This window comes from Streptomyces sp. NPDC048604, from assembly GCF_043199435.1.
Classification (GTDB): Bacteria; Actinomycetota; Actinomycetes; order Streptomycetales; family Streptomycetaceae; genus Streptomyces.
The window spans coordinates 199,149-223,318 of the sequence record NZ_JBICVX010000011.1 but is presented as its reverse complement, the minus strand read 5'-3'; the positions used below and the strand labels follow the sequence as shown (position 1 = coordinate 223,318).

The 24,170-nt window shown below is 73.2% G+C and carries 22 protein-coding genes; 6 read left to right on the top strand and 16 right to left on the bottom strand.

Annotated features, from left to right (window positions below; genetic code table 11):
* Positions 1-7: 7 nt before the first annotated feature.
* From ACGFMM_RS23345 to ACGFMM_RS23335, 3 genes are all read right to left on the bottom strand, one after another.
* The gene (locus tag ACGFMM_RS23345) at positions 8-511 is read right to left on the bottom strand and encodes an FBP domain-containing protein (RefSeq protein ID WP_393648346.1); all 504 of its coding nucleotides are present in this window, start codon (positions 509-511) and stop codon (positions 8-10) included.
* A 104-nt stretch (positions 512-615) separates the two neighbouring features.
* Positions 616-1,353, bottom strand: coding sequence for a dienelactone hydrolase family protein (locus tag ACGFMM_RS23340; protein WP_393648345.1), 738 nt, complete (start codon positions 1,351-1,353; stop codon positions 616-618).
* Between the two features lie 215 nt (positions 1,354-1,568).
* Positions 1,569-2,909 (bottom strand): DUF6777 domain-containing protein, encoded by a 1,341-nt coding sequence (locus tag ACGFMM_RS23335; protein ID WP_393648344.1) that lies wholly within the window; start codon positions 2,907-2,909, stop codon positions 1,569-1,571.
* A gap of 155 nt (positions 2,910-3,064) precedes the next feature.
* Here ACGFMM_RS23335 and ACGFMM_RS23330 point away from each other — a divergent pair, with 155 nt between their 5' ends.
* Complete coding sequence (locus tag ACGFMM_RS23330) at positions 3,065-4,387, top strand: streptophobe family protein (protein ID WP_393648343.1); 1,323 nt, start codon at positions 3,065-3,067, stop codon at positions 4,385-4,387.
* Here the strand turns inward: ACGFMM_RS23330 and ACGFMM_RS23325 are convergent.
* Genes ACGFMM_RS23325 through ACGFMM_RS23315 form a run of 3 tightly spaced genes read right to left on the bottom strand, consistent with a single transcriptional unit; the run spans position 4,384 to position 8,955 of the window.
* A complete protein-coding gene (locus tag ACGFMM_RS23325) occupies positions 4,384-5,403 on the bottom strand; it encodes a serine/threonine-protein kinase (protein ID WP_393648342.1) in 1,020 nt (339 codons plus the stop codon). The two genes, ACGFMM_RS23330 and ACGFMM_RS23325, sit on opposite strands and share 4 nt — an antisense overlap.
* Positions 5,403-6,392 (bottom strand): hypothetical protein, encoded by a 990-nt coding sequence (locus ACGFMM_RS23320; RefSeq protein WP_393648341.1) that lies wholly within the window; start codon positions 6,390-6,392, stop codon positions 5,403-5,405. The genes ACGFMM_RS23325 and ACGFMM_RS23320 overlap by 1 nt, the downstream gene beginning before the upstream one ends.
* Positions 6,393-6,399: 7 nt before the next feature.
* The gene (locus tag ACGFMM_RS23315; RefSeq protein ID WP_393648340.1) at positions 6,400-8,955 is read right to left on the bottom strand and encodes an FHA domain-containing protein; all 2,556 of its coding nucleotides are present in this window, start codon (positions 8,953-8,955) and stop codon (positions 6,400-6,402) included.
* Positions 8,956-9,067: 112 nt separating this feature from the next.
* Here ACGFMM_RS23315 and ACGFMM_RS23310 point away from each other — a divergent pair, with 112 nt between their 5' ends.
* Complete coding sequence (locus ACGFMM_RS23310; RefSeq protein WP_393648339.1) at positions 9,068-9,712, top strand: TetR/AcrR family transcriptional regulator; 645 nt, start codon at positions 9,068-9,070, stop codon at positions 9,710-9,712.
* On the opposite strand, the gene ACGFMM_RS23305 is transcribed toward ACGFMM_RS23310, so the two are convergent.
* From ACGFMM_RS23305 to ACGFMM_RS23285, 5 genes are all read right to left on the bottom strand, one after another.
* Positions 9,681-10,487 carry a class II aldolase/adducin family protein gene (locus tag ACGFMM_RS23305; RefSeq protein WP_393648338.1) on the bottom strand — a complete coding sequence of 269 codons (807 nt, stop codon included), beginning with the start codon at positions 10,485-10,487 and terminating at the stop codon, positions 9,681-9,683. The two genes, ACGFMM_RS23310 and ACGFMM_RS23305, sit on opposite strands and share 32 nt — an antisense overlap.
* A gap of 107 nt (positions 10,488-10,594) precedes the next feature.
* The gene (locus ACGFMM_RS23300) at positions 10,595-11,686 is read right to left on the bottom strand and encodes a DUF2867 domain-containing protein (protein WP_393648337.1); all 1,092 of its coding nucleotides are present in this window, start codon (positions 11,684-11,686) and stop codon (positions 10,595-10,597) included.
* Positions 11,683-12,354, bottom strand: coding sequence for a TetR/AcrR family transcriptional regulator (locus tag ACGFMM_RS23295; RefSeq protein WP_393648336.1), 672 nt, complete (start codon positions 12,352-12,354; stop codon positions 11,683-11,685). The genes ACGFMM_RS23300 and ACGFMM_RS23295 overlap by 4 nt, the downstream gene beginning before the upstream one ends.
* Positions 12,355-12,382: 28 nt before the next feature.
* Entirely contained in the window at positions 12,383-13,030 is a 648-nt protein-coding gene (locus ACGFMM_RS23290) for a dihydrofolate reductase family protein (RefSeq protein ID WP_393648335.1), read from the bottom strand.
* A 155-nt stretch (positions 13,031-13,185) separates the two neighbouring features.
* Positions 13,186-14,016, bottom strand: coding sequence for a DUF3626 domain-containing protein (locus tag ACGFMM_RS23285; RefSeq protein ID WP_393648334.1), 831 nt, complete (start codon positions 14,014-14,016; stop codon positions 13,186-13,188).
* 109 nt (positions 14,017-14,125) lie between these two features.
* On the opposite strand from ACGFMM_RS23285, the gene ACGFMM_RS23280 reads away from it, so the two are divergent.
* Together ACGFMM_RS23280 and ACGFMM_RS23275 are read left to right on the top strand one after the other, a co-directional pair.
* A complete protein-coding gene (locus ACGFMM_RS23280; protein ID WP_393648333.1) occupies positions 14,126-14,836 on the top strand; it encodes a ThuA domain-containing protein in 711 nt (236 codons plus the stop codon).
* Positions 14,817-15,200, top strand: coding sequence for a VOC family protein (locus ACGFMM_RS23275; protein WP_393648332.1), 384 nt, complete (start codon positions 14,817-14,819; stop codon positions 15,198-15,200). Before ACGFMM_RS23280 ends, ACGFMM_RS23275 begins: the two co-directional genes overlap by 20 nt.
* A gap of 12 nt (positions 15,201-15,212) precedes the next feature.
* On the opposite strand, the gene ACGFMM_RS23270 is transcribed toward ACGFMM_RS23275, so the two are convergent.
* From ACGFMM_RS23270 to ACGFMM_RS23255, 4 genes are all read right to left on the bottom strand, one after another.
* Positions 15,213-16,553, bottom strand: a complete 1,341-nt coding sequence (locus ACGFMM_RS23270; protein ID WP_393648331.1) for a hypothetical protein — start codon at positions 16,551-16,553, stop codon at positions 15,213-15,215.
* Complete coding sequence (locus ACGFMM_RS23265; RefSeq protein WP_393648330.1) at positions 16,550-18,808, bottom strand: hypothetical protein; 2,259 nt, start codon at positions 18,806-18,808, stop codon at positions 16,550-16,552. Before ACGFMM_RS23265 ends, ACGFMM_RS23270 begins: the two co-directional genes overlap by 4 nt.
* Before the next feature lie 66 nt (positions 18,809-18,874).
* A complete protein-coding gene (locus ACGFMM_RS23260) occupies positions 18,875-19,744 on the bottom strand; it encodes a hypothetical protein (RefSeq protein ID WP_393648329.1) in 870 nt (289 codons plus the stop codon).
* 100 nt (positions 19,745-19,844) lie between these two features.
* Positions 19,845-20,756 carry a LysR family transcriptional regulator gene (locus tag ACGFMM_RS23255; protein WP_393648328.1) on the bottom strand — a complete coding sequence of 304 codons (912 nt, stop codon included), beginning with the start codon at positions 20,754-20,756 and terminating at the stop codon, positions 19,845-19,847.
* Positions 20,757-20,905: 149 nt separating this feature from the next.
* On the opposite strand from ACGFMM_RS23255, the gene ACGFMM_RS23250 reads away from it, so the two are divergent.
* Together ACGFMM_RS23250 and ACGFMM_RS23245 are read left to right on the top strand one after the other, a co-directional pair.
* On the top strand, positions 20,906-21,508 hold the full coding sequence (locus ACGFMM_RS23250) for a maleylpyruvate isomerase family mycothiol-dependent enzyme (RefSeq protein WP_393648426.1): 603 nt from the start codon (positions 20,906-20,908) through the stop codon (positions 21,506-21,508).
* A 91-nt stretch (positions 21,509-21,599) separates the two neighbouring features.
* Complete coding sequence (locus ACGFMM_RS23245; RefSeq protein WP_393648327.1) at positions 21,600-23,000, top strand: NADP-dependent succinic semialdehyde dehydrogenase; 1,401 nt, start codon at positions 21,600-21,602, stop codon at positions 22,998-23,000.
* Between the two features lie 112 nt (positions 23,001-23,112).
* Here ACGFMM_RS23245 and ACGFMM_RS23240 read toward each other — a convergent pair whose 3' ends face one another.
* Positions 23,113-24,156, bottom strand: coding sequence for a PHP domain-containing protein (locus tag ACGFMM_RS23240; protein ID WP_393648326.1), 1,044 nt, complete (start codon positions 24,154-24,156; stop codon positions 23,113-23,115).
* Between the last annotated feature and the right edge of the window lie 14 nt (positions 24,157-24,170).

Here is a 24,170-nt window from a genome sequence, read left to right as displayed (position 1 = left end):
GGCTCGCTCAGACACCGACCCTGGCGACGAAGGCCCGCAGGTTGTCCATGGCGCGGGCGGCCTTACCCTCGGCCGTCAGGGTCTCCTCCGGCCGGCCCGCGCGCAGCTTCGGCTGCCGCTTGCCGCGCACGTACAGCGAACAGGCGAGGTCGGCGCAGAAGTAGATGCCGACCGTGTTGCCCTCGCGGCCCTTCGCCCCCGCCAGCGGAGCGGCGAGCAGGGTGACGCCCGAGGAGGCGTGCCCGGTCAGGCAGATCTGGCAGACGCTCGACTTGACCGCGCTGGTCCGGCGCACCGCCGGCACCCGCAGCGTCACCCCCAGCGGACGGCCGTCCTCACCGGGCACCACGACGTGCGCGCGCAGCGGCGCGCCGGGGTCGACCCAGCCGAGGAAGTCCAGCTCCTGCCAGGGGAGTTCCGCGAAGTCCAGCGGAAGCCGGAGGCGTGACGCCTCGCCCTTGGTGCAGTTCACGAAGGAGGCGCGGATCTGTTGTTCGGTGAGAGGTTCCACCCGTACGACCGTACACAGACGCCCCGGGCCGGTCATCCGACTTTCGGACGTCCACCCCCGGACGTCCACCCCCGGACGCCCACCCCCGGGCGCGGGCGCCCGGGTCAGAAGCTGTTGCCCAGGGTGCGGTCCAAGAGAGGGAGCAGGTTGTCCCAGTGGCGCTTCAGTCCGGAGGCGCTGAAGGAGTCGGTGTCGGACATGGTGAAGCCGTGGATCGTGCCGGGGTAGATCTCGGAGGTGTAGCTGACACCCGCCGCATCCAGCGCCTGGTTGAGCTCGCCGAAGGACTTGGGTGTCATGTCGCCTTCGGCGTGGCCGAGGTGGACCTGGGCGGTCAGCTTGGAGAACAGGCCGGGCCCATCGGCGCCCACAGGGCCGTGGAATGCAGCGACGGCAGCAACCCGGCCAGGGTGGGCCGCAGCGGTGCGCATCGCCAAGAGGCCGCCTATGCAGTAGCCGGTCACCGCGACCGGGCCGGCGCCGACCTCGGGCTGGGCGGTGAGGAACCTGACGTAGGCGTCGGCGTCGCTCAGGACGCGGTCGGCGGTGTGCGCCTCGATCAAGGGCATCAGCTGGGCGAAGATCGCGGGCCGGACCTCTTCTCCGATGTGCTCGGGAAGCTCGATCACCGGTGCCGGGCCGTGTCGGTAGAAGAGGTTGGGGACGAGCACGTAGTACCCGTGCCCGGCCAGTTCGCGGGCCATCTCCCGCAGCACGGGCCGGATGCCGAAGCCGTCCGCGTACATCAGCACCCCCGGGTGCTGCTCGCCACGGTCCGGGAATGCGGCGAACCCATCGGCCTGGCCGTCCGCGGTGGGAATCTGCAACGTCTTGGTGGGCATGAATTCTCCTGTCGTGGTTGATCTGTCGAGCCTCTGATCAACACGACGGAGGCGGAGCCCGCGCAGCAGCACAAGATCCTCGATCGAGCAGCGGGCCCGCACTGGCCCGTCCGGCGCTCAGAAGAGCACCGGGTCACCAATCCGTGTGTGGCGCAACGCCGTCCCGGTAGTCATCCCCTCAACATAGTCCACAGGTGGCCGAGTCTGATCGCGAATCAGAACGTCGGGACGGTGAACGGTGCGTCGGGGCCCTGGGCCGGACCCGGGCCGTCCGGCGAGCCCGGGGCGTCCGGGGAGGACAGGCCCGTGTCGTCGGTCTGCGGGGACTCCACGCCCGCCGACTGGTCGGTCGTCGTGCCGTCGTCGGGCGAGACGGGCGCCGGCTCGCTGGGCGGGCTCGGGGTGTCCGTGTCGGGCGAGGCCGTGTCCGGCGAGGCGGAGGTGGGCGGCGTCAGCGTCGACGGGCAGGGCGACTCGCCCGGGCTCAGCGACTGCGCGGGGTCGGTGACCGTCACGCACGGCTTGGGCGAGGGCGGCGAGGTGGTGGGCGAGCCGGTGTCCGAGGCGGACGGCGACGGGGGCGCGGTCGGCGCGGTGGTCGGCCGGTCGGTGCGGCCGTGGTGGCCCGGCTTGCGGGTGAACCACGCGTCGTCGTCCGGGTCGTAGATCACGAAGATGTTCACGACCGTCACGGAGGGGGCGACGACGATCACGTCCGCCGTCCGGTAGCCCGGCCACGCCGTGCCCGTCGTCTTCGGCGCGGTCTTCTGCGGTACCGGCGGGGTCAGCGGATTGCCGCAGGCGCAGCGCACCCGCGGCACCCCGCGGTCGTCGACCATGACCGCGGTGCCGGCCTGGAGCACCGCCTGGTACGTGGTCGGGCCGCCGTCCTTGAAGCCGTGGTTGGTGACCCGCGTGTCCACCCGCAGCTGCAGCGGCGTCAGCCCGCGCAGATACCCCGGCACGGCGGACTCGGAGATGCCGAGGACCGAGGCGAACGCCCGGTTCTTGTCCGGCTCGGCGGCCAGGAAGCGCACCTGCTGCTCGACGTTGCAGCTCGCCACGTTCTTCGTGCCGCCGTACAGACCCTCCGCCGAACCGTCCACCGTGCGCGTCACGTTCGTGCCGGTCTGCCCGGTCGGGCTGGGCAGCGGCGCGGGTGACTGCGCGGCGCCGGTACGGGCTGTGGACTTCGTGAACGGGTCCGGGCCCGCGGACGAGGCGGACTGCAGGAAGACCTCGCCGCTGCCGCCGCCGGCCTGGTCCCCGCCGTCGTCGGACCGGGTGAGGACCACGGCCAGGATCACCGCGGCGACGATCGCCGCGGTGATCGCGGCGATCTTCGGGACGGAGCGCCACCAGGGGCCCTCGCCGCCGCCGCGCCCGCCTCCGCCTCCACGGAAGCCGCCCGAACCGCCTCGACCGCCCCCCTGGCCGCCGCCGGAGGGCGGCCCGGAGGGCGGCGGCGGACCGGCCTGCCCGGGGCGGGAGGAGGGGCCCGAGAGGGGACCCGACGGCGGACCCGTGGGGCGGCCGGACGGCGGTTGGGAAGTCACGTTTCTCCCTTTCTTCCGATCCGCGCTCACTGTGCGCCCCCGCCCCGGGGCCCGCAAGCGGGGTCCGGCCGCCCGGGTCGGACCCCGACCCGTACGGCCCTGTGCCCCACCGCCCCGGCGGGCGGCCGGGCCACGACCCGCCTAGCGTGGGCAGGGTGAGCAGTCAGCTCCCCACGGCGCGCGGCGCGCCGGCCGGCACCGGGCACCACGTCCGCGGCTGGCTCGACGCGCTCCTCGCCGTCCTCGCGGGATTCCTCGCCATGGCCGTCGTCGCCACGCTCGGCCTGTGGGCCGCCGGCGCCGGCGACCTCCCGGACGGCGGCTTCCCCAGCGTCGCCGCGGCCGTCGTCGTCATGGCCGCGGGCGGCCGGATCGACCTGTCCGGCCAGGCCGGCGCCCTCGCGGGCACCAACGCCGAACTCACCGCCATGCCGCTCAGCGTCACCCTCGTCGGCGCGCTGGTCACGGGCTTCCTCTTCCTCCGCCCGCTGCGCCACCACGCCGTCGCCGGCGGCGGCGAACTGCTCGCCCGCGTCGCCCGCACCACCGTGCTCTGGCTCGCCGCGCTCGCCGTCGTGTCCGCCTTCGCCCGCCACGACTTCCCCATCCAGGCCCCGGCCGGCGAGGACCCCGTCACCGAGATCTTCGGCGAGCTCCTGGAGGCCACGAACCCCACCGTGGGCTTCCGCACCGAGTACGGCCCCACCCTCGGCTACGGACTGCTCTGGATCCTCGGCGTGCTGCTCGTGGCCCTGCTGGTCGCGCGGAGCGCGCCGCTGCCCGCCCGCGCCGTCCGCTACCACGCGGCCGTCCGCCCCGCCGCCTCCGCGATGCTGCTGCTCGTCCTCGCGTACGTCGTCATCGGCCTCGTCGCCGGGCTCGTCGTCGCCGCGACCCGCGGCCACGCCGCCGAGACCTTCGCCGTCATCCTGCTCGGCCTGCCCAACGTCAGCTGGCTGGCCCTCGGCACCGGCATCGGCGGCGCCTGGGACGGCAAGGTCGAGGGCCCCTTCGGCCTGCCCATGCCGCAGGTCCTCGACGAGGTCCTGCGCGGCCGGCAGACCACCACCCTGGACGTCTCCGCCCTCGCCGCGCAGGACTCCCGCGCCTGGTGGCTGATCCCGATCGCCGCCGTTCTGCTGCTCGGCGCCGCCTTCCTCATGGCGACCCGCTCGCCCGCCGGCATCCGGCTCTGGCAGCACGCCCTGCACTGCGGCCTCGCCTTCGCCCTGACGATGCTGGCCGTCGCCCCGCTCACCCACGTCTTCGCCCGCTTCGGCCTGTCCGTCCTCGGCATCGGCGACATCGAGGGCTTCGGCGGCGAGGTCGTCCTCGACCCGCACGTCTGGGCCATGGCCGGCCTCGCGCTCGGCTGGGGCCTGATCGCCGGCTTCCTGGGCGGCCTCCTCGCCCTGCGCGTGAAACGCCACGGCGAGGTACCGCAGGAGAGCCCCGAGCACCCGCCGACCAGGCCCTAACCCTCCTGCACGCCCGGCCACTCCACGTCGCCGCGGAACACCGGCCGCGCCCAGCGCGGCGGTTCGCGCGGCGGCTGCGGGCGCTGCGGCGTACTGCTGCGCTCCCGCCGCCCCTTCGCGGACGACTTCCCGCCCGACAGGGCCGCGCGCAGCGCGAACACGAACTCCAGACAGGTCCCGTACCGCTCCTCCGGAGACTTGGCCAGCGCCTTCGCCATCACCTCGTCCGCCGCGGCGGCCAGGTCCGGCCGCTCGCCCGACAGCGGGGGCGGCGGGTCGTACTGGTGCGCCCAGAGCAGCGCCATGTCGTCGTCACGGCGGAACGGCGGCGCGCCGGTCAGGGTCTCGAACACCACACAGCCCAGGCTGTACACGTCGCACCGGCCGTCCACCGGCCGGCCCGCGATCTGCTCCGGCGCCACGTAGTCCAGGGTGCCCACGAACTGCCCCACCGTCGTGATCCCGGTCAGCGACAGGGACTTCTTCGTCAGCCCGAAGTCCGCGAGGTACACATGCTCCGGATGGTCGCTGTCGGTGCCCTCCGCCACCAGGATGTTGCCCGGCTTCACGTCCCGGTGGACCAGGTCGTGCGCGTGCGCAGCGTCCAGCGCGGACGCCACCTGCACCGCGATCCGCGCCGCCTTCTCCGGCGGCAGCGGACCCTCACGGTCCAGGACGGCGCGCAGGTCCTGCCCGGGGACGTACCGCATCGCGATGTACAGCACGCCCTCCGTCTCGCCCGCCTCGAAGACCGGCACGATGTGCGGATGGTCGAGCGCGGCCGCCACCTTCGACTCGTGCGCGAAGCGCTTGCGGAACGTGTCGTTGCGGGCCAGCTCCGGCGCGAGTAGCTTCAGCGCGACGGTACGGTCCAGGCGCAGGTCCCGCGCCCGGTAGACGACCGCCATCCCGCCGCGCCCGATCTCGCCCTGGACCAGGTACCCCGCGATCTTCTTGCCGAGCAGCCCGGTGTCCCGCCCGGCGGGCAGATCCGCGTCCCGCGTCGCCCCCGCCATCAGCGCTCACCGCCCCCGCGGCCCGACTCGTCCTCGTCCCGCTCGTCCCGCTCGTGCCTCTCGTCCTGCTCGTCCCCGAAGTCCACGACCCGCGTCGGCTCGGGCGCCGCGCCGGGCTCGTCGGGCCGGGGGACGACGTGAGTGGCGTCGGCCCCGGCGTCCGGCTCCGGCGACGGCACGACTCGGGTCGGCTCGTGCCCGGGGGGTGGCCCGGTCGGTGGCGCGGTCGGGGTGACGACCTGAGTGGGCTCCGGGGCGGCCGGCTGCGCCGTGGGTACGACCTGGGTGGGCTCCGGGGCGGCCGGCTGTGCCGTCGGTACGACCTGGGTGGGCTCCGGGGCGGACGGGGCCGCCGGTGCCGGGGGCGCCGGTGGTGTGCCGGCCGGGCCGGGTGGCGGCTGGGCGACCTGGGTGCCGCCCGGGCCCGGCGCCGCCTCGGACTCGGCGGCCTCGGCGGCGGCCGGGCGGCCGGACGTCGCGTACGTCGCGAGCGCCGCGCCGTCGCAGTACACCCAGCGTTCGTGCTCCGCGTCGAACAGCCACAGCGACTCGCCGTCCACGACCATCCCCACCCGCAGCCCCCGCGTCCGCCGCCGGAACGTCTCCCCGTCCGAGCGTCCCGCCGCGAGCTCCTCCGCCGCCCGCCGGAACCGCCCCAGCGAGTCCTCGGCACGGGCGATCAGCGGCCGCGGGTCCGCCGTCCTCGCCGGCGTCTGACCGGCCTCCGGCGGGTCCTGCGGCACCCCGACGAGCAGCCGCCCGTCGACCCAGGCCGACCAGCCGTTGGAGCAGAGGACCTGCGCCCAGTCGCCGACCCGGTCGAGCAGCTGCACCGGCAGGAACGCGTCCAGCGGATCCGTCGGCAGCGACGGATCGGGCGCCTCCCAGGCGGGCAGCCCGTCGCGGGGCACCACATGCGTCGGCCGGAAGTCCGGGAGGACCGGCGGCAGGGCGGTGGAGGACGGGGCGGGGGCGTCGGGATAGCCCATGGGCGGCCTACTTTCGCATGATCACCGGTTCGTGCCGCCGCAGCAGCCGGGCCACCGCGAAACCGAGGACGACGCAGAGGACCACCAGCATCCCCATGTCGAACAGCCATGCGGCGGCGGTGTGGTCCATCAGCGGATCCGTGGTCTTCTCGTTCGGCGCGACCTTCTCGATGTCGATGGTCGCGCCCATCGCCGCGAACGCCCACCGCGACGGCACCAGCCACGCCATCTGCTCCACCACCGCCGTGCCGTGCACGGTCAGCAGCCCGCCGCAGAACACCACCTGCACGATGGCGATCAGGACGAGCAGCGGCATGGTCACCTCCTCCTTGCGGACCAGGGCGGAGACGAACAGGCCCAGCACCATGGCGGTGAACGACAGCAGCGCCACGGCCAGCGTCAGCTCCAGAAGCGGCGGCATCAGCACGCCCTTGCCGTCCGGCACGTTCAGCGGCACCCCGACCAGGGCGACCAGCGTCAGGACCACCGCCTGCACCACGGTCACCGTGCCGAGGACGACCACCTTCGACATCAGATACGCGGAACGAGACAGGCCGACGGCTCTCTCCCGGCGGTAGATGGTCCGCTCCTTCACCAGCTCCCGCACCGCGTTCGCCGCGCCCGTGAAAGTGCCGCCCACACACAGGATGAGCAGGACGTTCATCGTCGACTCGGGCCCCAGGCTGCCCTCCGACAGCGCCCGCGCCATCGCGCCCATGATGAACGGCAGCGCCACCATCACGATCAGGAAGGTCCGGTCGGCGCTGAGCGCGGCCGCGTACCGGCGGACCAGGGTCCGCAGCTGCGCGCCCCAGCTCTGCGCCTTCGGCGGAGGGGCGGGCGGCGCCGCGGCGCCCTGGGCGCCCTCGGGGAGCTGGGGACGTTCCATCGCGTCCGTGACGTACTGCTGGTGGAGGTGTGAGGTCCGGTACTGGCCGGCCCAGTCGCGGTCACGGTCGGTCTCGAACGACTCGAAGGCCTCCGGCCACTCGTCGAACCCGAAGAATTCGAGGCTGTCGCCGGGCGGCCCGTAGTACGCGATCCGGCCGCCGGGGGCGAGCACGAGCAGCCGGTCGCAGACGTCGAGGCTGAGCACGCTGTGCGTCACGACGATGACCGTGCGGCCGTCGTCCGCGAGCCCGCGCAGCATGTGCATCACGGACCGGTCCATGCCCGGATCGAGGCCCGACGTCGGCTCGTCCAGGAACAGCAGCGACGGCTTCGTCAGCAGTTCCAGCGCCACGCTGACCCGCTTGCGCTGCCCGCCCGACAGACTGTGGATGTGCTGGTCGGCGCGCTGCTCCAGGCCCAGTTCGGTGATCACCTCGTCGACCCGGGCGCGCCGCTCGTCGCGCCCGGTGTCCTCGGGGAAGCGCAGCTCGGCGGCGTACCCGAGGGCCCGGCGCACGGTCAGCTGCACGTGGAGGATGTCGTCCTGCGGGACGAGCCCGATGCGCTGGCGCAGCTCCGCGTAGTCGCGGTACAGGTCGCGGCCGTCGTACAGGACGGTCCCGCGGTCGGCGGGCCGCTGGCCGGTCAGCGCGTTGAGCAGGGTCGACTTGCCCGCGCCGCTCGGGCCCACGACGGCCAGCAGGGTCTTCTGCCCGACCGGGAAGGACACGTCGTCGAGGAGTGTCTTGCGGCCCTGGTCGACGGTGACGGCCAGGTCCTGCACGTCCAGCGAGACCTCGCCGGTGTCGGTGAACTCGACGAGTTTGTCGCCGATCAGACAGAACGCGGAGTGCCCGATGCCGACGATGTCGGCGGGCGTGACGCGGGCACGGACGACGGGACGGCCGTTGAGGTATGTGCCGTTGTGGCTGCCGACGTCGTAGATCCAATACGTGCCGTCGGGGTGCGCGCGCAGTTCGGCGTGGCGGCGGGAGACGACGAGGTCGTCGACCACGAGGTCGTTGTCGGGCCCGCGCCCGATCCGCACGGTGCGGGTCGGCAGCGGCCGGATGGAGGTCGGCTGCCGGAAGGTCCCGGTCGCGGCGGGATGCGAGACGGAGGACGGCCGGGGCGGGACGGCGCCGGCGGGGGCCGGGGCGGGGGCTGGGGCTGGGGCTTCCGCGGGTTCGGCGGCGTACGGCTGCAGGGCCGGGGGAGTCGGCTCGTACGGCTCGGGGGACACCGGCGGGGTGGGCGCGGACGGCTCCGGCGCGTACGGCTCGGCCGCCGGCGGTTCGGGTTGCTCCGTCCGGGGGGTCTCCGGCGTCGGCGGCGGGGGCGGGGCGGGCCGGTGGCCGGAGAGGATCGCGCGGGGGCCGTCGTCCGGATGCCCGAAGCGGATCACCGTCCCGGGCCCGACGTCGCTGGCCGTGCGGACGCGGCGGCCGGCCGCGTACGTGCCGTTCGTGCTGTCCTCGTCCCGCAGCGTCCAGTGGTCGCCCTCCGCACGCAGCAGTGCGTGGTGCCACGACGCCCGGGCGTCGGCCAGCACGATGTCGCTGGTGGGGTCGCGCCCGATGCGGTACTCCCGGCTGGGACTCATCACAGTCGCGTCCCCGTCGATCTCGAGGACCAGCTCGGGCGCGACGGGCACGAACGGCCGCTCTCCCATGCGTGAATTTTATCCGCAGGGTCCGGACCGTGCCCGGGAGAGCCGTCCGGCGTCACCGGTATCGTGGGCCGCCGCGCCGGCGGGGACGGGCGCCGGACAGGAGGAGGACACGGTGCCGAAGGGGATCACGGGGCGGCGGCCCCGCACCCGTGCCGCGCTGCTGAAGGCGGCGCTCGAGACCTTCGCCGAGCAGGGCTACCACGCCTCCTCCATCGAGCAGATCTGCGAGGGCGCCGGCTACACCCGCGGCGCCTTCTACTCGAACTTCAGCAGCAAGGACGAGCTGTTCCTCGCGCTGTTCGACGAGCACAGCGAACGCATCGTCTCCCGCCTCGCACAGGCCGTGGACGAGCTGGAGCCCGCGGACTTCACGCTGGAGGGGCTCGCCGCGCTCGCCGCCCGGATCGAGCCGGACGAGCGGGACTGGTACCTGGTCACCACGGAGTTCACGCTGTACGCGATCCGGGACCGGCAGGCCGCGTGGGTGCTGGCCCGGCACGACGCCCGGCTGCGGGCAGAGCTCGCCCGCGGCCTGACGTCCGTACTGCGCCGGGCCGGCCGCGAACTCACCGTGGACGCCGACCGGTTCGCCCGGCTCCTGGTGGCGCTGCGCGAGGGCGGCCTGGCGCAGAGCTACGTCGAGCCGGACGAACTCCCGCCGGGCGCACTGGAGAAGGACTTCCTGCCCCCGCTGCTCGCCGCCCTGACCGTCCCGGCCGCCGGCGTCAGTCGAACAGATCCGGATCGGACGCCGTGATCTGATCCCACAGCGGCTGCGCCTGGAACCAGCCCGCGAGGTGGCCGCCGAGCTGGCCCCGGGTCACCAGCGCCGTCTCCCGGTCGATGAGCTGCGGCGTACCGGCGGCCATCGCCAGCAACTGGGCCTGGCAGGAACGCTCCATGGTGACGAACCACCAGACGGCCTCGGCTACGGAGTGACCGACCGTCAGCAGCCCGTGGTTCTTGAGGATGACCGCCTTGTACGGGCCGAGCGCCTTGGCGACCCGCGCGCCCTCGTCCCGCTCGTTGACGACACCGCGGTAGTCGTCGTAGATCCCGTGGTCCTCGAAGAACGCGCAGGCGTCCTGGGTGATCGGGTCCAGCGGTATGCCGAGGCTGGAGAACGCCTTGCCGTGCAGGGAGTGCGAGTGCGCGGCGGCTACCGCGTCCGGCCGGGCGGCGTGCACCTGGGAGTGGATGACGAACGCGGCCCGGTTCACCGGCCGGCGGCCCTCCAGGACGTTGCCCTCGTGGTCGACGAGGATCAGGTCCGAGGCCTTGATCTGGCCGAAGGCCATCCCGAAGGGATTGACCCAGAAGGCGTCGGGGTTCCCCAGGTCGCGCACCGTGATGTGCCCCGCGACCCCCTCGGAGAACCCGAACCGCCCGAACAGCCGGAAACCGGCGGCCAGTTGCTCCTTGCGGTACGTCCGTTCCGCCTCGACGCTCTCGAACGTCGGAGGCAGCGGCAGCGTGACCCCCTCCGGAAGGGGGCCGACGGCGGCGGCGAGTGCGGCGGGCACGGTGCTCATGGGCGCTCCAGAGGGCGGGGGCGAGGGGCACGGCGTGCCAGAAGATACAGACCTGTATCCGTTACGACAATGGCTCGCGTGCCCCGGCGTACCCTCTCCGGGGGGCTTCAGCGGGGCGGCACCGGGTGCAGCAGTCGGTACGCGTCGCGCAGAAGGTCGGGGGCGAGCCGACGGTGCACCGCGGCCAGCGGCGCCCAGATGCGGGCCGCGACCGGACGGTCGTACCGCACGGCCGTCGCCAGGGACACCCGGTCACCGTCCACGCCGACCACGAGACTTCCGGTCAGCATCCAGGACCGGGCCTCGAGCCGGATCGACCCGTCGCGACGCTCCACGACCCGCCATCCGGCCACGACGTCCGATGACGGACTCCGGCGCAGCCGGAGCCCCAGCAGCACTCGCCAGACGAACTGGCCCTGGAGACCCGCGACTTCCTCGAACAGCGCGCGAGCCCACTGCTCCGGCGTGCTCTGCGAGGCTCCGGGCGCGGTGAGGGTGAAGAGGTCGGCGTACCCGGACCCGACGGGGGCGAGCGTACGTATCTCGGCGGGGATGTCGTGCAGTTGACGGACCGTAGGATTCGACGTCGTCCCCGACGCCGGCGTGACGTTCTCAGCGACGGCACCGCCCGCCCGCCATTCCCGCCGGATCATGCGCATCAGCGCGGGATACACGATCAGGAGGCGGAAGGGGGCGACAGTCGCCATGTAGACGCGGCCGAGCAGGCCGTTCGGCTTCACGAGGACGGTCATCTCGCCGCGATGGCCGCCGCTTCCGTCGGGGACCCAGCCGAGGTGCAGCACCGTGTGCACGGTGCGGTTGGCGCTCTCGGCGGCCCACTCCGTCTCGGTCAGGTAGACGGAGGTGAAGGGCAGCGAAGGCATGTCGGGACCGTGGGGGCTCTCGCGCAGACTCCGCGGCAGGCGCGTACGGAGCGACGGCACCCGCGAGCCGAGACCCTCTCCGCTCCGGTCCAGACCCAGGACGCGGCCCAGCCGCATGCGCAACGCGAACAGCAGGCCGGCGATGCCGGAGAAGGGGTTGGGGCCGTCGTCCCGGGTGAACCAGTCCACCAGCAGGGGAAAGTCGTCCGGGCCTCCGGGGGTGGGCAGGGCCCACACGTCCTCGACGCGGAAGTCCGGGGCGACCTCGTGCGCGCGCCACGGGCGCGACCGGTATGCGGTCGGGGCGATCCTCATGAGCGGTTCTCCGTACGGTCGGCGCTGTCGGGGTGGAGCCCGAGCACGCCGACGGCGGCGCGCTCGGCGAGCAGTTCGTCCTCCGGCGCCCGGCCCACCAGCGCGGCGACTGTTCCTTCGAGGGCGCCGACGAAGGCGAGTGCGAGCGTGTCGGCCGGCGGGCCGGGCGGGATCGCCCCCGTCGCGCGCCCGGCCTCGACGAGCCGGCGGCAGTCGGCGACCAGCGCGGCGTACGCCTCCTCCACGGCGCGTCCCACGGGGTGGTCCTGTCCGCCGAGCTCCAGCCGCAGCGCCATCGCCATGCGGGCGATGTCGCGCCGGCAGAAGACGGCATGGCCGCGCGCCATGGCCAACAGAGCCGCGACGGGCTCCGGTTCACGCTCGACGAGGACGCCCACCTCCTCCTCCCAGGTGGCCAGCACCCACTCGAGAGCGGCCAGGGTCAACTCCTGCTTGTCCTTGAACTGGTGGTAGAGGGCGCCCCGGGTGTACCCGGCGGAGCGGGCCACCTGCTCCAGTACGAGGTTCCCGTAGCCGTACCGGGACAGGCCGCGGGCGGCGGACTCCAGCAACGCGGCACGGCTCTGGGCCCTGCGCTCGGCCTGTCCGGAGCGACGGGGCGCGGAGCCGGCCCCGTCGGCGGACGTCTGCTCTTTACGTACATGCATGTATGTATGTTAACCGAACGGGGGCATGTCAGGTGTCGGTGGAGGAGACACCGCGATCGGGTGCGCTCATGTCACCCGTGGCGGGGGTGCCCTCGGCGAGCCCGTAGCGCAGGTACACGGTGCCCTGCGGACTTGCCACCGGGGGTGCGAGCAGCGTGACGTTGGTGGGCACCGTGCCGTCGTCGAACACCCTCTTCCCGACGCCGAGCGTGATCGGGTGCAGCCAGAGGTCGAGCCGGTCGAAGAGCTTCTCGCGCAGGAGGGTCTGCACGAGGTTCAGGCTCCCGACGACCTTCACGTTCTCGTGCCGGTCACGGATCTCGCGCACCGCGCCGGCCAGGTCCGGGCCGAGCTGCGTGGACCCGGCCCACGAGAGTTCGGGCGTACCGCGAGACGCCACGTACTTCGGGATGCTGTTGAAGAGCCTGGCGATCTCGTTGTCCTGGCCTCCTTCCTGGTGCGGCCAGTAGGAGGCGAAGATGTCGTACGTCCGTCGGCCGAGAAGGAGCGCGTCCGTCCCTTCGTACGCGGCGGCGATCTGCGCCCCGGCGACCTCGTCCAGCAGAGGCGCCTGCCAGCCGCCGAACGGGAACCCTGCCGGATCCTCGTCGGGGCCTCCTGGCGCCTGCGCGACGAGATCGAGGGTCGCGAACATCTCGATGCGGATGAGGCCCATGACGTACTCCCGATGAGTCGGCTGCTCCGTGTCGGTTACCCGTCAAGAGATAGACCCGCCGGTGCCCCCGGACTCATCGCCGCGCCGGGCCGACCGGTTCAGCGGACAGCGTTTCGGCCTCCTGGCGGAGGAGCCGGGGGCGGGACTCCGAAACGTCACGCCTCGCCGGCCCGGTGGCGCTCCGGTGCCCCGAAGCGGGCCAGGCAGTGCCAGACCTTCTTCACGTCCTGCCGGTCGTACCGTCCGGACTCGGCCGCCTCCTGCACGATGCGTGCGTCCAGGACCCCGTCGACCGCGAGCGCGGCGCCCAGTTCCACGTAGCGCGGGCCCCGGTAGTCCGGGTGCCGGCGGAGTTCCTCGACGGTGAGCCGGAAACCGCCGTGCCATTCGACGGGGCAGGGAAGCCGCCGGGCCGCGGCCTCGACCTCGGTGCCGCGGTGGCTCGGGTCCAGGACCAGGGCCTCCACGTGGCGGGCGAGTTCGACCGGGCCGTGGATCTGCGCCTCGATGTAGTCGTCGAGCGGGTCGGCGTCGTCCGCGTCGGCGAGCGCGACCAGCGCCATGCGGCCGGCCACGCCGAAGTGGGCGGGCTCCAGCCAGCTGTCCGGGTAGCAGAAGGTCCCGCGGGGGAGGGCGTCGGCGGACAGTCGCAGATGCGCCGAGCCGAACCGCGGGGCGGCCCCGAAGGGGCGGCGGCGGTGGTTCAGCGCGCCGTACACGGGACGCTCGTGCGCCGGGGCCCCGTCGTACGCCCCTCCGAAGATCCGGCTCTCCCAGCGCCACCGGTCCCCGCCCGGCCGTGCGGTGAGCCCGCCGTTGCTGGTTCCGGTCACGAACTGCGAGCGATAGACGCCGTCCTGGGCGAGCCGGTCGAGGAAATGCGGATGGAAGTTGAGGGTCACGCGGAGCGAGGGATCGAGCGGCGTGCCGGAGGACCGGGCGGCGACGTGGGCGAGGGCGGTGCGCGAGCGGGAGGGGACGGTCATCGGCGCAGTGTTGCGGACGGAGGAGGCTTGCGGCACGCGAGTATCGCTGACTAGGTTCACGGGGAAAGCGCTTGCTGTCACCACTTTCTGCTGAAAGGAAGTCCACGGCGTGCCGACGACAGACGGTGTCCTCGTCTACACCCGCACCGCGGGATACCGCCACGACTCCATCCCGGCCGGCGCGGCCGCGCTCTGCGAGCTGGCGTCCGGACTGGGCCTCGGGGCCGAGACGACGGAGGACCCGGAGGCGCTCACCACCGACCGCCTGGACCGCTGCGCCACGGTCGTCCTCCTCTCGACCACCGGCGAGGTCCTCACGGACCCCTCCCGCGCCGCCCTGGAGTCCTACGTACGGGCGGGCGGCGGCCTCCTCGCCGTCCACGCGGCCGCCAACGCCGAGCCCGACTGGCCTTTCTACGGCGCCCTGTTGGGCACCCGCTTCGCCGGCCACCCCCCGCTCCAGGCCGGAATCGTCCACGTGGAGGACGGGCGGCACCTAGCGACGGAACCCCTGCCGCGGAAATGGCACTGGACGGACGAGTGGTACGACTTCACCACCCACCCCCGCCGCCCCGACGTCCACGTCCTCCTGCGCGCCGACGAGTCCACGTACGAGGGCGGCGGCCACGGCGCGGACCACCCCCTGGCCTGGTGCCACGAGAACATGGGCGGCCGCTTCCTCTTCACGGCACTGGGCCACACGGCGGAGTCGTACGCACATCCCGCCTTCCGTGCCCACCTGGCGGGCGCGCTGGCCTGGACGACGAACAACCGGGGGCGCGGCGCCTACACTTCCGGCCATGGCATGCCGCATCAGTGAACTGATCCTCGACTGTGCCGACCCCGAACGGCTCGCCGCGTTCTGGAGCGAGGTCCTGGGCTACGTCGAACTGGGCCGGGAGGACGACGGAAGCATCGAGATCGGCCCGCCCGACGCCGGGTTCGGCGGTCCGCAGCCCACCCTCGTCCTCAGCCCCAGCACCGACCCCCGCCCCGGCAAGCTCCCCCTGCACATCGACGTCAACCCCACCGATCGCGACCAGGACGCCGAACTGCAGCGCCTCCTCGCCCTCGGCGCCACGCCCGCCGACGTCGGCCAGACCGGCAACGAGAACTGGCACGTCCTGGCCGACCCGGAGGGCAACGTGTTCTGCCTCCTCCACAGAAGGCTCCCGCCCCTCTGAGCGGGTGCGTGGTCACTGACCGGGATACGGCCCGTATCCCGGTCCGGGGTACTGCGGCGGCGGGACGTACGGGTGCGCGCGCTGTCCTGCCATCGGGTCGAACCAGACGTTCGAACGGCGCAGGAGCAGCAGCACGAAGACCGTGACGTACCCGAGGACCGCGAGAGCCGTCGTCAGGTAGGCGGCCTGGTACGACCATGCGGGGTAGATCTCGGTGATGCTGGGGAACGCGTCCTTGTACTGCCCCCCGCCCATGCTCTCCTTCAGCCGCTGCGACTGCTCCCCGATCCGGCTCATGGTGGCCTGCGTGGTCGCCGTCAGCAGGCCGCGGCCCGTGGCCAGCGCGGCGAACAGCGCGGTGGCGACGAGTGCCATGACGCGCGCTCGTGGGCGGGGCAGCCGGATCGCGATCGCCAGGCCGATCAGGAGCGCCGCGACCGCCGCCAGGGCCACGACCACGAGGACGGTCGGCCCCGCGGTGGTGTCCGGGAGCTCGGGGAAGGCCACGTCGATGCCGTACGGGGCGGTCTGCTTCTCCATGGTCCGCTTGTAGTCGTCGTACCAGCCCAGGATGGCCTGGTACGTGCGGATCTCCATGACGGCGGCCACGAGGGTGACGGTCGCGACGCCCACCAGGACGGCCATGGCCATGGTGACGGTGACCGGCCGGCGTGCGGCGACCTGGGGGTGCGGGAGGTAGGGCGGTGGGGGCGGGGTGCCGGGCGGGAGCGGCGGATAGCCGGGAGGCGGGGGCATGTTCGCCGGAGGCGGGGGCACGTTGGCGGGGGGCTGCGGCTGGAGGCCGAAGGGCGGGGGAGTCGGGGGCGGCGCGAAAGCGGGACGCACGCTCTGCCGGGCCGATATCGCGGCCCGGAAGTACCCGTGGGAAGCCGGCAGCGCCAGCAGCGTGACCGAGGCGAGCGTCAGGAGCAGCATCCCGGCGGACACGAGCCGGGTCAGGTCGCCGTACCAGGGCACGGAGTCGTAGAAGCCGGCCGCCAGCAGTGCGATGTTGAAGATGACGGCCACCCCGCCGACGACCCAGGTCGTCACTCGGGCCCCCTGCCGTCCCCGCCCGTCGAGCAGGGCCAGCAGCAGACACAGGCCGCCGAACACGATCGTGAACACGGCGAACGCGATCAGACCGTACGCGGCCAGGTCCCCTGCCGTGCTGTCGGCGGCCTCCTCGCTGCGCAGGTGGCGGAACTCGGGGACGGCGAACAGGGTGCCGACCGCGGAGACCAGCGCCAGCGCGGCCACCCCGGCGAACAGGTAGCTCGCCGCGAACACGGCGCCCGGAGGCTTCGGAGCGGCCGGCGGCGCCAGTGGCGTGTGCACGCTCGTCGTGGTCACAGGCCGGCCCCCGTCGCCGAGTCGGTCCTGCGGCGCCACCACAGCGCTCCGCCCGTCACGAGCCAGGCCGCGAGCGGCACCGCCCCCAGGACGTAGAACAGCGGTTTCGACGTCGCCGGTTCGGGGCTGGCGAAGGCCTCGTCCGTGGGTACGGCCGTGGTCTGACCGCCGAGCCACACGTCGGACCCCTCGCCGCTCGGCGCGTCCAGCGCGTTGCGCGCCGTGGCACTGAGCGCGGGGTGGTCCTTGGCGAACTTGGCGGCGCTCAGCCGGTTCTGGTTGATCCGGGTGAAGTCCACCCCGCCGTAGACGTAGGTGTTCGTATAGATGATGTTGCCCTTGGTGGTGGTGCGCTTCACCTTGAACTCGCCGTTCTTGTACGACTGGACGTAACGGTCGAAGACGTCACGGGGAGTCCACTTCTCGTTGGAGGCCCAGCGGCTGATGTCGCCCTTGCCGATGAGGTCCGAGTACGCGGTGTGCTTGGTGGTGCTGCGCTTGCGGAACCATTCGGCGGCGACCCGGCTGGCGTAGACCCGGCGCAGATCGGCGTACTCGGGCGCGGTGTTCACCGCGTTCTGGACCTGCGGCAGGATCGTCGAGCGGTACAGCGCCGTGTTGTGCTGGGTGCTGGCCTCGTCCTGCTGTCCGCAGCCTGTGTTGCCGCCGACGCCCGGGGTCTTGATGACCTCCGACTCCATCTTCACCTGCAGCGGTGCGTCCAGGATGTACAGCTCGTCGCCGGTCTCGCGGACGGTGGCCGTGCCGGGCACGATCCACTGCCGCATGGAGACGCACTTGGTCTCGCCGCGCAGCGAGTCCCAGAACTTCTGGCCGCCCGGCTTGTTCGGGTGGATGAACTTCGCCACCGACTTCTTCATCGCCAGGTCGGCCTCCAGCAGCACCCGCCCGGCGTCGGTCCTGCCGAACTTCTCGTCGATGATCCGCTCGGGCTCGTCCGGGTTGAGGTTGACGGTGAACGCGGACGGCGGCAGCTCCAGCCAGACGAAGAACGAGTCCGAGGCGAGCTGCGCCGCCTTCCGGCCGCCGAAGGACTCCTCGTCGGCCGGCAGGGCATCGGCCTTGAACGCGTACTGCACGCCGGAGCCCTTGTGGTAGGTGTCGGAGACGTAACGCAGCTCCAGCGTCGAGAAGTCGACGCCGCCCAGGTCCTCGGCCAGCTCAGGGTGGCCGGATTCCGCGGCGAGTTGCCGGTCGATATCGCGCAGTTCGGCGGCCTCCTCCCGGGTGTCCCCGGAGTCGCCGATCTCCGCCGGCGCCGCGGCCGGAGCCTGATACTGGTCGGGCGCGCGCAGGGTGTCGTCGGCGGAGGCGCCGCCCTGGGGACCGCCGGCCTGCGGCCCGCCGTTGGGGGTGCCGCCGCCGTCGGGCCCGTTGCCGTCGGGCCCGCCGTCGTCCTTACGGGGCTTGAACTTCTGGTCGTTCGGATCGTGCGGCGGACCGCCCGGGTTGATCACCTTCTTCTGGGCCGGCACCACGACATAGTCGATGCCGGCCTCCTCGAGCAGCCTCTTGGCCTCTTTGGTCGGCGGTACGGCGAAGATGTACACCAGCCGCCGGGGGTTGTCCTTCCCCCGCTCGGCCTCGATGAACGCCTTGTCGCGCGCCAGTTCCTTCGCGTCGATGCCCTTGCCGGACTTGAGCTCGTAGTACAGGCCGAGTTCCACGTTGGCCAAGTCGTAGTAGCGGTTCACCTCAGGGACGTGCAGCTCCGTCTGCCAGCCGTGGTTCGCACCGAGCTTGAGCCGCTCCACGATGTGTTGGACGAAGGCCTTGCCCTGGTAGTCGTTGCCCTGATTCGAAACGTACGGCCCGAGCCACTTGTTCCAGGGCGCCTCGATCGGCGGCTTGCCCACGGGATTCTTGCGGTACTTGTTCAGATCCTTGGCCTTTTTCCGCAGGTAGTCCTGCCGCGCTTTCAGGGCGTGCTGCCAGAACCCCGAAGTCTTGGCCCTCTTGTCGAGCAGCGCCGCCGCCACTTCGTGGGCCTTCGGCTCCGCGCGGCCACGCAGCCACTCGGCGGGGTTCAGGTACTCGTACGTCTGCTTCGGGCCGAACGGGCCCGGACGCGACCCGCCCGGCAGGGTCTCCGGATCCGGCGCGGGCCCGTCGAAGCTGGGCAGCGGCACCGGCTTCGGCGCGGCCACTCCCGGGACCGCCAAGCCGAGCGGCCCGCACAGCGCCGCCAGCGTCACCGCGACCAATAACGTTCGGACCCGACGGCGTCCGTTCACGACCAACTCCCCCTGCAGGCAACGGCGATGACCAACCTATTGCCACATGCCCACTGGGAGACAGGATCAAGTGAGCCGATCGTAGGCGTGACGAAGCACACCCGGACCGCGGTCGGCGAGCGCGACCTGGATCAGCAGGAACGGCACGGCCACCGTCCCGTCAGGGATCAGCTGGTCCAGGAAGGGACGCCCGACGAACATGTTGTCCCCGTCGGGCTCACCGGGGACGTAGCACCACTGCGCGCGCATCGCCGGCCGCAGCACCTCGCCGAGGTACCACGAGGCCCCCTCGGCGAACTCGTGGTGCGCCGCCAACTCGTCCGGTCCGGCCACCCGTTGGCGCGCCGCCGCCTCGAGTTCGTCCAACGACCCCTGGCTGAAGTCCCAGAGCTCCGGCCGCTCCGCGTACGTGGCGAGCCAGGCCGGCAGGCCTGCCGCGCGCTCCGCCAGCCACGCGTCCAGATACGGCCAGTCGAAGGTGGCCGTCGGGTCCTCATCGAGGCCCGGGGTCGGCTGCTTGACCGGCGTCCATCCGGGTACGGCGGCCTGCTTCTCGGCGACCGCCCGCTCCAGTTCCCGCAGACCGCGGCCGAACTCGTCGCCGTCACGGCGCAGTCGGGCCTCTTCGACCAGCTCCGCCGGGCAGACCGGCGGCAGGCCCAGCTCCGGGTCCGGCGTCACGACCGGCAGACCCCGCCGCTCGTCCCAGGTCCAGCTCCCGCCCGCCGCCGACAGCAGGGACTCGCCGAGGAATCCGGCGACCCGCTCCAGGAAATCCGTCCCGGGGGCGGTCCTGGCCAGCAGCTCCGCCTCCAGGCGGGCCAGCGCCGCCGGTGAGCGGTCCATCAGCGTCACTGCGCCCGCCGGCAGTTCGAAGTCCACCAGCCCGGCCAGCCGGGGCTGCATGTACTCCAGCCAGTCCTCCAACGGATCCACGGCCCACTCCCGCCAGTCGCCCCGCGGGGCTCCGCGGGTTTCCGCGCCCATCGTCCGCCGCGGGCACCGGCCCGCGCAACGACCCTCCCGCGAAGGTCCCTCAGGCGTCGACGCCCGGCCGGGCGTCGGGCAGTTCGGCCCGCAGGCGGGCCAGGAACGCGCGGGCCGCCGGGCCCGCCGGCCCGCCGTCCCGGTGGGCCAGGGCGATACGGCCGCGCAGCGCCGGGCGGACCAGGGGCAGGACGCGCAGCCCCGCCGGCGCCGGCTCCCCGCCCCACGGCAGCACCGCCACGCCCAGGCCGCGCACCGCGAGCTGCTGAACCAGCTGCGGAGCCGCCGCCTCGAACGCCACCCGCGGCGCGAAGCCCGCCTGTGCACAGGCCCGTTCGAGCACCGTGCGGACGCCCGTACCGCGCGGCAGACAGATCAGCGCGCGGTCCGCCAGCTCCGCCAGGGCCACCTCGTCCCGCCCCGCCAGCGGATCGCCGTCCCTGACCGCGGCCACCAGGGGCTCGTCGACGACCACCCGATACGCGAGCCCCGGCGGCGGTTCCGCGTCCGCCGTGCCGAGCAGCGCCAGATCGAGCTCCCCGGACAGCAGGGCCGCCCGCATCCGCTCCGACGAGTCCTCCGTCAGCGAGACCTCCACCCCTGGGTGGGCGTCCCTGAACTCCGCGAGCAGCGCGGGCAGTTCGAAGGCGTGACCGGCCACGCCCGACACGATCCCGAGAGTGACCCGGCCCCGCAGCAGCCCGGTGTACTCGTCCACCGCCTGCCGCGCCCCCGCCACGGCCGCCAGGGCGGCTCGCGCGTACGGGAGCACCGCCCGCCCGACCTCCGTCGGTGTCACCGTCCGCCCGGACCGGTCGAGCAGTGGCTGCCCGAGGTCCCGTTCCAGCTGCCGGATCTGCGCGCTCAGCCCCGGCTGGGACAGGTGCAGCCGGGCGGCGGCCCGCGTGAAGCCGCCCTCCTCGACCACCGTGACGAAGTACTGGAGACGTCGCAGTTCCATAACCGGTGATTCTAGGTGCGAGCACATGCAGTTCTTGGACTTATGGAGCCCTCCGCCCGCACGCTGATCCCATGAGTGATGTCCCGGCCCCCGCCCCGTCCGCTCCCGTCCCGCCCGCTCCCACCCCGTCCGCCACCGCCCTCCGGGCCATGATCGCCGCCGAGCGCCGCGAGCTGGCCGACCTCCTCGACGGCCTGGACGAAGCCCAGTGGCAGGCCCCGAGCCTCTGCGCCGGCTGGCGGGTCCGCGAGGTGGCCGCCCACATGTCCATGGGCTTCCGGCTCTCGCTCCCCGCGACGCTCGTCGAGCTCGCCCGGGCCCGCGGCAGCCTGCACCGGATGACCGACCGCGTCGCCCGCCGCGACGCCGCCGCCCACTCCACCGCCCGGCTCGCCGCGTTCCTCCGGGACAACGCCGACCACCCCTGGAAGCCGCCCGTGGGCGGACTCGCCGGGGCCCTCGGCCACGACGTCGTGCACGGCCTCGACATCGCCGTCGCCCTCGGCCACGGGCGCCGGGTCCCCGCGGACCGGCTGCGCGTGCTGCTGGACGCGGTCCGCCCCAGCGGCCTGCGGTTCTTCGGGGCCGAGCTCGACGGCGTACGGCTGGAGGCCGACGACCTCGACTGGTCGTACGGCACCGGCGGCGCCCTGCACGGCTCGGCGCAGGACCTGCTGCTCCTCGCGTACGGGCGCAGGCTCCCCGCCGGGCGGCTGCGCGGCGCGGCGAGCGAGCGGTTCACGTCGGCCTGACGGGCCTCGCGCGTTCCATCGGCCCTCTCCCGATTGCGGCCGCCCCGCGACCGGGGGAGGGTCGGAGCGTCGAGTCGGCAGAGGAGACGCCATGCCCATCGCCACCGTGAACCCCGCCACGGGCGAGACCGTGCGGACGTACCAGCCGCACCCGCCCGAGGAGGTGGAACGGCGGATCGCGGCCGCCCACGCGACGTTCCTGACCTACCGCGCCGCCCCCTTCGACGAGCGCGCCCGCCTCATGCGCCGCGCCGCCGACCTGCTCGACGAGGACCGTGACGACATCGCCCGCACGATGACCGTCGAGATGGGCAAGACGCTCGTCGCCGCCCGGGCCGAGGCCGCGAAGTGCGCCAAGGCCATGCGCTGGTACGCCGACCACGCCGAGCGGCTGCTCGCCGACGAGCGGCCCGCCGACGCCGACGTCCAGGACTCCGGCGCCGACTCCGCCCGTGTCGTGTACCGGCCCCTCGGGCCCGTCCTCGCCGTCATGCCGTGGAACTTCCCGCTCTGGCAGGTCATCCGCTTTGCCGCGCCGGCGCTGATGGCCGGCAACACGGGACTGCTCAAGCACGCCTCGAACGTTCCCCAGACCGCCCTCTACCTGGGCGAACTGTTCCACCGCTCGGGCTTCCCCGAGGGCTGCTTCCAGACCCTGCTGATCGGCTCCGGCGAGGTGGAGCGGGTGCTCCGCGACCCGCGCGTCGCCGCGGCGACGCTCACCGGCAGCGAGCCCGCCGGACGGTCGGTGGCCGCCATCGCGGGCGACGAGGTGAAGAAGACCGTCCTGGAACTCGGCGGCTCCGACCCGTACGTCGTCATGGCGTCGGCCGACCTGCGGCGCGCCGCGGCCACCGCCGTCACCGCCCGCGTCCAGAACAACGGCCAGTCCTGCATCGCCGCCAAGCGGTTCATCGTCCACGCCGACGCCTACGACTCCTTCGCCGAGGACTTCAGCGGCCGCATGGCGGCGCTCGTCGTCGGCGACCCGCTCGCCGACGGCACCGACGTCGGCCCGCTCGCCACCGAACAGGGCCGCCGCGACCTCGAGGAACTCGTCGACGACGCGGTGGCCAAGGGTGCGCAGGTGCTGTGCGGTGGGGGCCGGCCGGAAGACCTGCGGGCGGGCTGGTACTACCGGCCGACCGTGCTCGCCGGGATCACGCCCGAGATGCGGATCCACCGCGAGGAGGCCTTCGGCCCGGTCGCCACGCTGTACCGCGTCGCCGACCTCGACGAGGCCGTGGCGGTCGCCAACGACTCGCCGTTCGGGCTGAGTTCGAACGTCTGGACCCGCGACTCCGCCGAGGTCGACCGCTTCGTGCGGGACCTCCAGGCCGGCGGTGTCTTCGTCAACGGCATGACCGCCTCCCACCCCGCGCTCCCCTTCGGCGGCGTCAAGCGCTCCGGGTACGGGAGGGAGCTCTCCGGCCACGGGATCAAGGAGTTCTGCAACATGACGACGGTGTGGCAGCGCCGGTCGCGCGACTGACCCGGCGACGGCCGGCCGGTCCGCGGGTCCTCAGACGCCCGCCGGTCCGCGGGTCCCCCTCGGGTGCCTGCCGGTCCGCGGTTCCTTCAGGTGCCTGCCGGTCCGCGGGTCCTCAGACGCCCGCCGGCGCCTCCCGCGTCCGCGTCCACTCCAGGACCTGGTCCGCCGACCAGGTGTTGATCACGCGCTCCGCCGGCACCCCGCACTCCTCCGCCCGCGCGCACCCGAGGATCTGCCACTCCAGCTGACCGGGCGCGTGGGCGTCGGTGTCCACGGCGAACCACACGCCCGCCGCGACGGCCTGCCTCAGCAGCCGGCGCGGCGGGTCGAGCCGCTCCGGGCGGCTGTTGATCTCCACCGCGGCTCCCGACTCCGCGCAGGCCGCGAAGATCTCCTCCGCGTCGAACTCCGACTCCGGCCGCCCCTGCCCCGTCACCAGCCGTCCCGTGCAGTGCCCCAACACGTCGAGCAGCGGGTTGCGCACCGCCTTCACCATCCGCCGGGTCATCGCCGGCGCCTCCATCCGCAGCTTCGAGTGCACCGAGCCGACCACCACGTCCAGCCGGTCCAGCAGCTCGGGCTCCTGGTCCAGCTCGCCGTCCGGCAGGATGTCGCACTCGATCCCGGTCAGCAGCCGGAACGGCGCCCAGTTCTCGTTGAGTTCCGCCACCACGTCGAGCTGCTCGCGCAGCCGCTCCGCCGACAGCCCGCGCGCCACCGTCAGCCGCGGCGAGTGGTCGGTCAGCACCGCCCAGTCATGGCCCAGCTTCACCGCCGTACGTCCCATCAGCTCGATCGACGCACCGCCGTCGGACCAGTCCGAGTGCAGATGGCAGTCGCCGCGCAGCGCCGCCCGTAGCGTCTCGCCGCCGACCGTCGACTCCGCCACGTCGAACGAGTCCGCCAACTGCTGTTCGAGCCTGGCCAGATACTCCGGCACCTGCCCCGCCAGCGCCTCCCGCACCACCGCCGCCGTCTTCGGCCCGAGCCCCTTGACCTTCTCCAACGTCCCTGTGGCTGCCCGGCGTTCCGCCTCGCCCGGTTCCATCGCCTCCACCACGGCCTGCGCGGTGCGGAACGCCCGTACGCGGTACGTGGGTTCCTGCGCCCGCTCCAGCAGGTACGCGATCCGGTTCAGCGCGGCCACCGGGTCCATGAGGGGTCCTTTCG

Excerpts from the sequence above, each read along its gene's own strand:
- ACGFMM_RS23340 (WP_393648345.1), bottom strand. The coding sequence starts at position 1,353 with ATGCCCACCAAGACGTTGCAGATTCCCACCGCGGACGGCCAGGCCGAT.
- ACGFMM_RS23325 (WP_393648342.1), bottom strand. The coding sequence starts at position 5,403 with ATGGCGGGGGCGACGCGGGACGCGGATCTGCCCGCCGGGCGGGACACC.
- ACGFMM_RS23320 (WP_393648341.1), bottom strand. The coding sequence starts at position 6,392 with ATGGGCTATCCCGACGCCCCCGCCCCGTCCTCCACCGCCCTGCCGCCG.
- ACGFMM_RS23315 (WP_393648340.1), bottom strand. The coding sequence starts at position 8,955 with ATGGGAGAGCGGCCGTTCGTGCCCGTCGCGCCCGAGCTGGTCCTCGAG.
- ACGFMM_RS23305 (WP_393648338.1), bottom strand. The coding sequence starts at position 10,487 with ATGAGCACCGTGCCCGCCGCACTCGCCGCCGCCGTCGGCCCCCTTCCG.
- ACGFMM_RS23300 (WP_393648337.1), bottom strand. The coding sequence starts at position 11,686 with ATGAGGATCGCCCCGACCGCATACCGGTCGCGCCCGTGGCGCGCGCAC.
- ACGFMM_RS23295 (WP_393648336.1), bottom strand. The coding sequence starts at position 12,354 with ATGCATGTACGTAAAGAGCAGACGTCCGCCGACGGGGCCGGCTCCGCG.
- ACGFMM_RS23290 (WP_393648335.1), bottom strand. The coding sequence starts at position 13,030 with ATGGGCCTCATCCGCATCGAGATGTTCGCGACCCTCGATCTCGTCGCG.
- ACGFMM_RS23285 (WP_393648334.1), bottom strand. The coding sequence starts at position 14,016 with ATGACCGTCCCCTCCCGCTCGCGCACCGCCCTCGCCCACGTCGCCGCC.
- ACGFMM_RS23275 (WP_393648332.1), top strand. The coding sequence starts at position 14,817 with ATGGCATGCCGCATCAGTGAACTGATCCTCGACTGTGCCGACCCCGAA.
- ACGFMM_RS23255 (WP_393648328.1), bottom strand. The coding sequence starts at position 20,756 with ATGGAACTGCGACGTCTCCAGTACTTCGTCACGGTGGTCGAGGAGGGC.
- ACGFMM_RS23250 (WP_393648426.1), top strand. The coding sequence starts at position 20,906 with ATGATCGCCGCCGAGCGCCGCGAGCTGGCCGACCTCCTCGACGGCCTG.
- ACGFMM_RS23245 (WP_393648327.1), top strand. The coding sequence starts at position 21,600 with ATGCCCATCGCCACCGTGAACCCCGCCACGGGCGAGACCGTGCGGACG.
- ACGFMM_RS23240 (WP_393648326.1), bottom strand. The coding sequence starts at position 24,156 with ATGGACCCGGTGGCCGCGCTGAACCGGATCGCGTACCTGCTGGAGCGG.